At 42.7% G+C, this 11,277-nt stretch carries 7 protein-coding genes; 1 reads left to right on the top strand and 6 read right to left on the bottom strand.

The window, feature by feature from the left end:
- Positions 1-132: 132 nt before the first annotated feature.
- On the bottom strand, positions 133-741 hold the full coding sequence (locus tag Q8G36_RS00240; RefSeq protein ID WP_305158445.1) for a LysE/ArgO family amino acid transporter: 609 nt from the start codon (positions 739-741) through the stop codon (positions 133-135).
- A 124-nt stretch (positions 742-865) separates the two neighbouring features.
- On the opposite strand from Q8G36_RS00240, the gene Q8G36_RS00235 reads away from it, so the two are divergent.
- Entirely contained in the window at positions 866-2,311 is a 1,446-nt protein-coding gene (locus Q8G36_RS00235) for a PLP-dependent aminotransferase family protein (protein WP_305158444.1), read from the top strand.
- Positions 2,312-2,468: 157 nt separating this feature from the next.
- On the opposite strand, the gene Q8G36_RS00230 is transcribed toward Q8G36_RS00235, so the two are convergent.
- The 5 genes from Q8G36_RS00230 to Q8G36_RS00210 form a co-directional block, all read right to left on the bottom strand.
- The gene (locus Q8G36_RS00230; protein WP_305158443.1) at positions 2,469-2,885 is read right to left on the bottom strand and encodes a hypothetical protein; all 417 of its coding nucleotides are present in this window, start codon (positions 2,883-2,885) and stop codon (positions 2,469-2,471) included.
- A 770-nt stretch (positions 2,886-3,655) separates the two neighbouring features.
- A complete protein-coding gene (locus tag Q8G36_RS00225; RefSeq protein WP_305158442.1) occupies positions 3,656-7,393 on the bottom strand; it encodes a S8 family serine peptidase in 3,738 nt (1,245 codons plus the stop codon).
- A 206-nt stretch (positions 7,394-7,599) separates the two neighbouring features.
- Positions 7,600-8,502, bottom strand: a complete 903-nt coding sequence (locus Q8G36_RS00220; RefSeq protein ID WP_305158441.1) for an ABC transporter permease — start codon at positions 8,500-8,502, stop codon at positions 7,600-7,602.
- Between the two features lie 12 nt (positions 8,503-8,514).
- Complete coding sequence (locus tag Q8G36_RS00215) at positions 8,515-9,519, bottom strand: ABC transporter permease (RefSeq protein WP_305158440.1); 1,005 nt, start codon at positions 9,517-9,519, stop codon at positions 8,515-8,517.
- Between the two features lie 115 nt (positions 9,520-9,634).
- Entirely contained in the window at positions 9,635-11,251 is a 1,617-nt protein-coding gene (locus tag Q8G36_RS00210; RefSeq protein WP_305158439.1) for an ABC transporter substrate-binding protein, read from the bottom strand.
- Positions 11,252-11,277: the final 26 nt, after the last annotated feature.

Genomic DNA, 11,277 nt, shown 5'->3' with positions numbered 1-11,277 from the left:
GCAGGTTGTTTGCTTATCAAGGCAAAAAAAGGGAGAATGCATATGCATTCCCCTTTTTTTATACATAAGCATCCTGTAACTTTTAAACTCTTGAATACCTGGCATGGTCTAGTCCGAATACGTTCATCTGATTCAAAAAAGTGATTTCACCATATAGAGAGCTGTAATCCAAATGATGATTGCAGAAATTTTATTTACTATTCCAAGGAATTTTCCAGATGTATCAACCTTTTTCAGCAATCGCCCCGCTAGACATAGTCCATGGAACCAGCACCAAGACACAAAGATGCACGTTATGGTGAAAATCATTTTATCTTTTCCTGAATAAACAAGTGAGCTCGAACCGATTACACCTATCGTATCCAAAATTGCATGCGGATTCAGTAATGAGACGGATAGGGCAAATACAATTTGTTTTTTGGTCGACATCTGCATGGATTGGGCACCTGACTGTGCATTCGATTTGGCAAACCAAATCTGAAAACCCATATACAATAAAAATATAACTCCGATTATGATTAATGTAAGGCGCAGCCAATCATATTGCATGACAACCAACGAAACACCTAAAATAGCTAACAGAATGAGCACTGTATCACAAATTGCAGCGGTGATCGTTGCTGGCAATGCTTTTTTTATTGTAGATTGGATTGCTCCTTGATTAAAAATGAATACATTTTGCACTCCTAACGGAAGTATCAGCCCTAATGCCAATAATAATCCGTGAAAAAATGGCCCCATACGAATACCCCCTCCCTTCATATTCAGTATAATGAAAAAAACAAAGGAATTGACCATCCAATTGGTTGGTTTTCAAACCAACCAATTTATGATGAATATAGAACATGAAAGGAGTGGTTTTCGTATGTTTATCGAATGGAGACCAAACCGGACTTCCGACCAATCACTTCACCAACAAATAGTAGATTGGATCAAACAACAAATTACACGAGGGGAATGGCCAGTTGGTACTAAGCTTCCATCACAACGCTCATTGGCCGACTCATTTGGTGTAAACCGAAGTACCATCATCACAGCCATAGATGAGTTGATTGCAGACGGATTATTGGAAACTAAGATTGGGTCCGGCACATTCGTTTCGAACAATACATGGAATGTGCTCGTCTCCAGCAAACAGCCTGACTGGAAAAACTATGTCCGTAATGGCCTTCATGAACCTAATTTAAAAACGATCCAGGACATTAATCAGTATGAAACGGACACTGCCATCATCAGATTAGGCACGGGCGAACTATCTCCAGCTCTATTGCCTACAAAACAAATCGAAAAGACGTTGCGATCCACTTCTTTTGATGCCCACTCATTAGGTTATTCCGAACCCAAGGGTGATAAGAGACTTCGCCAATGTATAAGTGTTTATTTAGAAACAAAAGGGATCAACACAAGTCCCAGCTCCCTCATGGTCGTTTCTGGCGGGCTTCAGGCACTCCAGTTGATTTCAGTTGGTTTACTTCAAAAGGGATCGATGATTTTACATGAATCCCCTTCCTATTTAAATTCCGTTCACCCTTTTCAATCTGCGGGCATGCACTTGGTAGGTTTATCAATACAAGGCCATGAAAGTATCCCGACACAAATAAAGCGCATCAATGGAAGGAAGAAAGCGTCACTGTTTTATACGGTTCCAACGTTTAACAATCCAACGAATACTACATGGACAAAAGAAGAAAGGCTTAACCTCCTATCACTATGCAAAAAAGAACAGATCCCGATTATTGAAGATGACGTATACAGTGATTTGTGGTTTGAAAAGGAACCACCGCCGCCTTTAAAATCCCTTGATGCAGATGGCCTTGTATTGCACATTGGCAGTATGTCCAAAACATTAAGCCCCGGATTGCGTATCGGATGGATTACTGGCCCCATAACTGTGATTGAACGTTTAGCGGACATTAAAATGCAAATGGATTACGGTTCCAGTGCACTTTCCCAACACCTTGTGGCAGAGTGGTTAGCAAATGGTCAATATTCAAAGCATTTGGAGTGGCTAAGGCATGAGTTGATAGAACGTAGAGATTTTACATTAACTCTGCTCAATCAATATTTTAGGGGACTGGCTGAATGGCAAATACCTCAAGGCGGATTTTATATATGGTTAAAATTATGTAAACCCATCGTGAATCCAAACCTTTTCAAGCAAGCGATAAAGGAGAACATACTCCTTAATCCGGGATACATATACGAACCAAATAACCATACACATATACGGCTTTCATATTCATACGCCTCGGAGGAACAATTAGCTTATGGCATCCAAACCCTTTCAAAGATCATTCGGCGGTTGGTTTGACATCTTGAAGGATAGGGGAAGCTCATCATTAAAACATTAGTGGAGCTGCCGTGGCAGCTCTACCCTTATTGAGTAAAGTATCTTTTCGAATTACGTTACATTAACGGAAGTCTCATGCCTTACAATGCCCTGCCCAAGATAGTTTTAGAAGATGAAATCACGGAGTAGCCGCTTCAATTTTTACGTTCCGCTCTTTTTGCTGGATAATGAAAAAAGAATGGTGATAGCCATGGTTGATCATGATATGATCGAGGATTGCAGTAAGCGCCTCACCCTTATTCGTCTGATATGTCTCTGAACTTACCTCAATGATGATTTTTTCTTGGTGGGGGTCATAATTAATAGATGTTTTAGCACCTCTTTCAAAAAAAGAAAGGGTTACCTCCTGACATAGAGGAAAATCCTGATAGGGTGAATCTGAGCGGGGATCCTTTTCAAAGGGAGAATTGACGTGCTGAAGTGCATCAAAGAAACTCGGCTTTGTAAGATATGACCTGTCGCTTCCTCTCCTTTCGAATTTCACTGTAATTCCACGAATAGTTACTTTATTGCTAGATTTCTTCTTATAATTCATAGATACCCTCCTTTTATTAGGTTCTTTATACCTAATTCTTTTATCCCGCACCATATACCTGCCGGATAATGAAAATACTTCCTCACTAATAGATTTCCCTATTTTTACGGTGAAGACACAGCAAACTACTCCAAAATCAGCACGAAAGAATTCATACTTCAAATTCATAATCCGAAAATCTTATTACGCAAAAACAGCCCTCTTGGATAAGAGGGCTTAACAATACACCAACTCGATAATAATTGATTTTACCTACAATTTTTTTGAGGGTTTGTACAATTGGAACGTTGATTTCCACTCCAGGCACTCGCTTTCCGCGGGCGGTCCGGGAGCCTCCTCGGCGCTCTTTGCGCCTGTGGGGTCTCCCTTGGACACGCTTTTCCCGCAGGAGTCTCGTACCTTCCATTCCAATCAACTGGTATGTTTTTTTAAAGAATACTGTAGGCTTCGTACAAAAGGAGATTCGTTAATGGATTACCCCAAACCATGATTAGAAAGGTGGAACTTGATTATCCTTCATGAATTTTCACCTTTTTATATGGAATGAAACCCTCATTAGATTGAAGAAATTTGCGACACTCCTGCCGAATAACTGGCTAGTCGAGACCCCACAGACGTTTACTTTGATGCGGCTTGGCAGACAGTCGGCGGAAAGGGAGCAGGTTTCTGAAATAAGCTGGAACGTTTTTCAAAAAAAAACTGTAGGCACACTCGCTTTCTTCGAATTTGTCTACAGTCTAAGCCCTCTTGGATAAGAGGGCTGCCTTTCGTTATTTTTTTGCTTTATTGATGTTAAAGGATTTCTTCGATTCATTTCCTGCAAGATCGGTCACCTTAAATTCAAACTTATTGTTGCCTGTTTTAAGCGGCAGCTCCAAATCCTCTATCTTCTTCTTATAGGCACGCATTTTGTATGGTTCCTTGAATTCATGATAGAATACTTCGCTTCCGTTCAGGTAAAGGCGGATTTCATCGAAATTATCTTCTACCGTCACGTCCACTTTAGGATTTTTGCCTTTGACTCCCACAGTTTCCGGTACACCTTTAACTTTTAAACCCGGCTTTGTTGCATCGACAATAAACGTCCGTTTAAAGGAAACCGTGTTATCCCATTTATCGGTTGCCTTAACCGTGAAGCTTTGGACACCATCTTCAAATTTCTTTTCATATGAGAATTCATATTTATTATTCGTTTTGTTATACGTTGCAGGTACCGTTTTATTGTCGATTTTGAATTCCTTTATTTCCGACGCTTCTTCAATTTCTCCTGTTATTTTGATTTTATTTTTATTGTTCACGCTCAAGGCTTCAGGACTCTTGATCTTTACAGCTGGTGCATGATTATCGATTGGAGCTGAATCACTTGCTAATTCGGTTTCAGCCGTTTTTTCATTACCTGCATAGTCAATTGCCACAACCTGAACCTTTTCCCCTTTTACATCAGGTAGGCTGAATTGTTTCGCATTAGCCGGGAGCGGCTCTACCATGATGGATGCCCCATCGACTTGTACATCGTAATAAGCAAGCCCTGAACCATTCAAATTATCCTTACCTTGGATGGTTAATACATTGCCTTTTTTCGAAATCCTGACTGTCGGCTTTACCGTATCGATTTTGATAGGCATTTTAAACGTCTGCCATTTTGCACCCTCGTAATCTATCATCGCTTTGATTTCAAAATAATAGACCCCATCCTTAGCGAGTGCATTATTGATTTTACCGTCCCATTTACGGGCCGGATCCAGGGTGTATGCGGTCCCTTGTCCGCCATCATAATAGTCCTTACGTACATTATTCTCTGTGCGAAGTTTCCGGACTGACTTGTTTTCACCATTCAATATATTGTATTCTACCTTTTTCGCATTTCTTAAGAATGATAGGACCGGCACGAAGTCATCCTGTGCACCATCACCATTTGGGGAAATTGCAATATTTTTGCCATTGAATGCTTTCCCCGCTGGGTCATAGCCAAGGTAAGTGAAATCTTTACCTGCTGTCGATACTCCTCCTGCCATGCCATAGAAAGACTCTTTATCATATTTAGTGCCATCAAGGATCGGGGCTTTGCCCCACTCCCCTTTAAATCCTACATACGGTATATTCAGTGCCGGGTTCGTATCGGCTGGATCCTTCAATGAAATGAACCCTTCAACAAAATATCCGTTTGGAAAGACCTTGTCAATGTCTACAAGAGTCTGAAGGTCATCGCCAAGTACCTTTGCATCGGATATGTCCACTTTCACTTCGAATGTAACCGATTTTTTTGCAGGAACGGTAATGTTATTTGTATTTTTATTATTGATTTTAATCGAAGCGTTCTTAATTTCCTGTGCTTCCAGCTCGTTAGCGGAATAACCCAGTTGTCCCTGGATTGCATAGTCTGTTTGGATATTTCCTTTTACATCATACTTAATTGCTTTGTTGCTGAAGTTTTCAACCTTTAAAGTAAAGGCGAACTTATTGCCGATCTCCTTCATTGCAACCTTCGCTTCTTTCGTGAATGCCTCGGTCACGACAGCAGGTGTGGACAATGCAGATTGCAGCTGCATGACTCCTGCTCCCTGCCTGCGAGGCGAATAAGTGTTTTCCCAGTCAAGGGCCTTATTGACGACACCTTGATCCATTAATGGTTTTGAAGTATTCATCATCAGGTTCTTAGCAAAATTAGCCCGGGCAGATCCTTCTAATTTAAATTCTTTATCCACTCTTTCAAGAACCAGTGCCGAGCCTCCGGAAACATGTGGTGCCGCCATTGAAGTACCGCTCATCATTCCATATTCATCGTTGTTCAGCGTCGAATAAATTTGTCCGCCCGGAGCAGTGATTTCTGGTTTGAAATCCAAGTTAGGCGCGACTCCCCATGAACTGAATGAGCTCATTTTCCCTGCTTCTGGATTTACAGCTTTTGTTTTATCACCATTAAAGGTAATCTCCACCTTTTCGCCATCCGTTAAAGCCGCTTTCAGCTTTGCACCATCCGATTTCAACATGAACAGCTGAGGAATGGTGATGCTTGGATCTGTTGCCATGGAAATATATCCATCGGCATTATTGTAAATAATGACTCCTGTCGCTCCTGCTGTCTGGGCGTTTTGCGCCTTTTCTATAAAAGAAAGCGTGCCGCGCTCGATGAGGGCGAACTTGCCTTTAACATCCACTTTGGAAAGCTCCTCTGGCGTCCCAAGACCTGCAGCCACCAAGTCATGTGTTTTATCCTTCAAAGCATTGGGATGTACGCTTGAAGCCGACATGAACGGAGCTTTTCCTGCTTGTCCGTTTATATCATAAGTCGCTGCATCCAAATCCATATAGTTATTCTCTACCGATGCCACTTGTACAGAATCGTAAGCAAGTCCAGGTGAACCTGAAACGCCAATATCCGGGTTCGAGGCTGATGGGTTTGCAAATCCGTTTCCAAAGTGTGCCGAGTTTCCTGCTGAAATCGACATGAGGATCCCATTATCAACAGCTCTGGATACCGCCTGCTGCTCCGGATCTTCTGCCGATACAAAACCTGCAGTGGAGCCCAAGCTCATGTTCAGCACATCCGCCCCAAGGATGATGGCATCGTCAATCGCTTTAATATATATATCGCCCCAAGTTGTCTGCATGTCGGGATCATTCCCGAAGACCTTTAAAGCAAGCAGCTGGGCTTCAGGAGCAACCCCTTTAATGCCGCCATTCTCCTCATCTCCATTGGCACCGGCCGTACCTGCTACATGCATTCCATGCATGGAAGCCCCTTCACCAAGGTCAAGGATTTCTTCATTTTCATCCATGTAATTGTATCCATAAGGAACCTTCGCCGTATAATAATTGCCTAATAGATGGCTAGATTCCTTTATCCCGCTAATTTCACTTTCAGTCAGTTCTGCCTTATTCTCGTTGTTCAGGACCATATCGCGGTGAGATGGGTCGATTCCAGTATCAATAATCCCGACGACCATCCCTTCCCCTTTATATCCATATTCCCGCCAAGCTTCCTGGGCTTGGACAAGTTCTTTACTATAAAGCATCTCTGGTTTTTCTACAGGACGTTCATATTCATTCGCTATATGTACTTCAGCAACTTCAGGCATGGCTTCCACCTTTTTGATTTCACCATACTGAAGTTCACCGCTGAACCCATTGACGACTGTCGTAAAGCTTTCAAGCTCCTTGAAAGCTATTTTTTTCTCTTTCACCTTTTTTTTCAATTTCTTCTGATTAGCTAGCTTTTCGGACTTTAATTGTTGTTTCTTATTTTTCGATAGCTGTTTAAAAAGTTTCCCTTCTTTCGAAGCTGTTTCTATTGCCGGGGCTTCCTTCATCTCTACGATGACCCTGACCTTCTCGTTACTTTTGTATTTCTTCCCCAAATCATTTTTCTTCAGCTTTATAATACTTTCCTGATTCTTCTTACCTGCACCGCCCGAGCCTGTCGGGGGATCTGGGAGCTTGGCTGCGGAAACGCTTGCAGTAAATACTAATAGAAAGATTGCTAGAATGGACAAGCTACGTTTAATCAATGAACTTTCCTCCTCTAAACAAGAAATTTTTGGAATATTCTTACTGAGTATAAAAGTATCACAACTTTTGGAGTGATTTTAAGAGATAATAGTCACTATTTTCCTATTTAAAACTAGGATTTTGTTATTATTTTTTATGTTTTAATAGATTTACAAGATAAACGACAAAAAGATGGTGATGTTAAACTAACATCACCCTTTTACTTCTAGTTTTTCATTCTTGGATCCAAGGCATCGCGCAGCCCATCCCCCATTAGGTTAAAGCCGAGTACCGTAAGCATGATCGCAAGCCCAGGGAAAAGAACCGTCCATGGTGCTTGAATGATGAACGCCCTGGAATCGGCAAGCATTTTTCCCCACTCTGGTGCTGGCGGCTGTGCACCGAGACCGAGAAAGCCGAGTGCTGCACACTCAATAATGGCAGTTGCAATCGCCAAGGTACCTTGAACGATAATCGGTGCAAGGCTATTCGGAAGGACGTGGTGAAGGAGAATGCGACCATCCCCCATTCCAATTGCCTTTGCAGCCGTTACATATTCCTCTTCTTTCACCGTTAAGACCCGTGAACGTAAAAGCCGGCCGAATATCGGGACATTGACGATGGCAATGGCAATAAGTGCGTTGCGAAGGGAGGGCCCCAAAACGGCTACGACAGCAATGGCAAGCAAGATACTTGGAAAGGCCAGAATGATGTCAAAGACCCTCGATATGATCGTATCTATCCACCTGCCGTAATAACCGGCAATGATTCCCAAAAAAGACCCAACCACAACAGATCCGGCAACAGATAAGAAGCCGACCCCTATTGATATGCGCGATCCATAAATGACCCTGCTCAAAATATCACGGCCAAATTCATCCGTTCCGAACCAATGCTCCGCAGACGGGGCCAAATGTTTATCACTTAGCTTTTGCCCCTCAAATGAATAAGGTGCTATAACAGGCGCGAAGATGGCGATTAGGATGAAAAATGAAACAATCCCCAGACCCACAAGGGCTACCTTATTTTTCCTAAAACTTTTCCATCCTTCCTTCCAGGGAGAGATGACTTTTTCCTCTGCCTCTTTTGGAGGAAGGATTGGTGAAGTGTTCGTTGCTATTTCAGGCATGAGTTTCCCTCCCTATTTATACTTAATCCTAGGATCGATCGCTGCATACAACAAGTCCACAACTAGATTAATCATGACAAATAAAAAGGCGATGACGAGAATTCCGGACTGTATCACCGGATAATCCCGAGATAGTATTGCATCATAAATATATGTACCGATACCTGGCCATCCAAAAATATTTTCCGTTAATATGGCGCCGCCTAAAAGTAATCCTGTCTGCAGCCCGATAACCGTCACCACTGGAATCAGGGCATTCTTAAAGGAATGCTTGTAAACAACCCAAAACATTTTCATTCCTTTAGCACGAGCCGTACGAATGAAATCAGATCTCATAACTTCCAGCATGGACGAACGTGTCATTCTTGCAATAATGGCCATCGGAATGGTCGCAAGCGCTATCCCCGGCAAAATGAGATGTTTAATCACCTCGAAAAACTGATCAACCCTGCCAGCAATGAGTGTATCTATCAAATACAGGCCGGTTATGGCCTCAACGGGATCCCTGATATTGTCCCGCCCTGTCGTCGGAAGTAAGTCCCATTGAATTGAAATGATGTATTGCTCCATTAATCCCAGCCAGAAAATAGGCATGGACAAACCAATCAACGCAATCACCATGGCGACATAATCAAACCATGAGTTTTGGAACCAAGCTGATATTATTCCTGCATTCACGCCTATAACCACAGCGATGATCATGGCAATCAAGGCCAGTTCTATCGTGGCCATTAGGTATGGCCCAATTTCTTCAGAAACCGGACTATTCGTTTTTAACGAAACACCGAGGTCACCCTTTAACAGGCCTGATAAGTAATCCCAAAATTGAATGAACCAAGGTTTATCCAGACCAAGTTCTTTTGTCATTGCAGCGACTGCCTCTTCCGTTGCTTGCTGCCCTAAAATCACCTGTGCTGGATTTCCAGGAATCGCCCGAATCATCATGAATACAATAAACGCCATTCCGAGTAATACTGGAATGAGAGATCCTAAACGTCGTACAGTATAGGAAAACAAAACAATCACCCGCCTTTTAAATAAGGTTCCTTCGAAGCACCCTCGATCATTTTGAAATGCATTCCATAACAAAACCGGGAAGCATGCAAGACTCCATACTACCCGGTTCGTACGGTTAATTTTCTAGAGAAACATTAACAAGGGATTGTGACCCAGTTGGATGTGGAACAAACCCTTTGACCGTCTTAGATCCGGCTAACTGCGGTAAAGAGTGTACAAGCGGAACCCATGGAGCTTCATCATGGATGATTTCCTGGGCTTTTCCATACAACTCATTACGCTTGGCTTCATCTGCCGTGGACTGAGCTTCGATCAGCAGTTTATGGACTTCATCGTTTGCATAACGGGCATAGTTGTTGGAGCCGATATTATCTTTATCCAATAATGTATAAAGGAAGTTATCCGCATCTCCATTATCGCCTGTCCAGCCCATCATGAAGGATTGGGCTTCACCGGCCTGCACTTTCTCTAAATATGCAGCCCATTCGTACGAAACGATATTCGCTTCGATGCCGACTTGTTTTAGGCTTGCTTGAATGGCTTCAGCCACTTTTTGACCATCTGGCATATATGGGCGCGGTACCGGCATTGCCCATAGGTCCATTTTAAATCCGTCTTCAAGTCCAGCTTTTTTCAGCAGTTCTTTCGCCTTTTCTACATCGTAATCATAGTCTTCAACTTTGTCATTGTAGCCAGAAACGGATGGCGGCATAGGATTCTTGGCAGGCTCTGCTGTGCCTTCATAAAAATTATCAATGATTTCCTTTTTGTTGATCAAATGCGAGATGGCTTGACGCACTTCTTTCTTGTCGAATGGTGCTTTCTCAACATTGAAAGCAAAGTACCCGACGTTCATGGATGCTCGTTCGAATATTTGCAGTTTTTCATCTCCTGTAACCTTACTGATATCACTTGGATTCAACCCGTCCATCAGGTCGATTTCACCCTTGATTGCAGCATTTAAACGCGCAGAGTTATCTTTAATGACCTTAAAAGTGATTCCATCAAGTTTCGGCAGTCCATCTTGCCAATAGTCATCGTTTTTCACCACTTCAATCGTATCGCCAGGTTTCCATGATTTGAATTTGAAAGGACCTGTACCAGCTGGATTTTTGGTGAAGTCGTCACCCTCTTTTTCAATTCCAGCCGGACTGGCTATTGCAAATGTAGGCATGGCAAGGTTTTTCAGGAACGGCGCCTGCGGACGGTTCAAAGTGAATTCCACCGTGCTGGCATCAATCGCTTTTACTTCTTTGATAACATGGCCTTCATCACCTTCAAATCCTCCGAACATGGAGGCATAGTATGCAAATTTACCCTCATCCTTACTTTGTGCCCAACGTTGAAAGTTTTTTACGACAGCATCTGCATTGAAATCCGTACCATCATGGAACTTGATTCCGGTTTTCAATTTGAATGTGTATGTTTTTGCGTCATCGGACACTTCCCATGATTCTGCAAGACCCGGATTGATTTCCGTATCATCTTCCCCATATTTCACAAGCGTTTCAAAAATCTGCTGTGTGACGATGAATGATTCCCCATCGGTTACGATAGCTGGGTCAAGACCGACAGCGTCTCCGCCTTTACCATATATCAATACGCCGCCCTTCGCTTCACTCGATCCCCCTTTACCATCATCTTTCTCTTTTGATGTAGACGAGGAGCATCCCGCAAGCGCTAGCGAAAGAGCCAGGATACCAGTCAGCAATAATGCCAATGTTTTCTTCATATTCTTCCCCCTTATTATTTGCGAAT

The sequence above is a fragment of the Peribacillus frigoritolerans genome (genome assembly GCF_030676415.1).
In the GTDB taxonomy this organism is placed as follows: domain Bacteria; phylum Bacillota; class Bacilli; order Bacillales; family DSM-1321; genus Peribacillus; species Peribacillus frigoritolerans_A.
The sequence above is the reverse complement of the archived record's forward strand: the minus strand, read 5'-3'. Positions and strand labels throughout refer to the sequence as shown.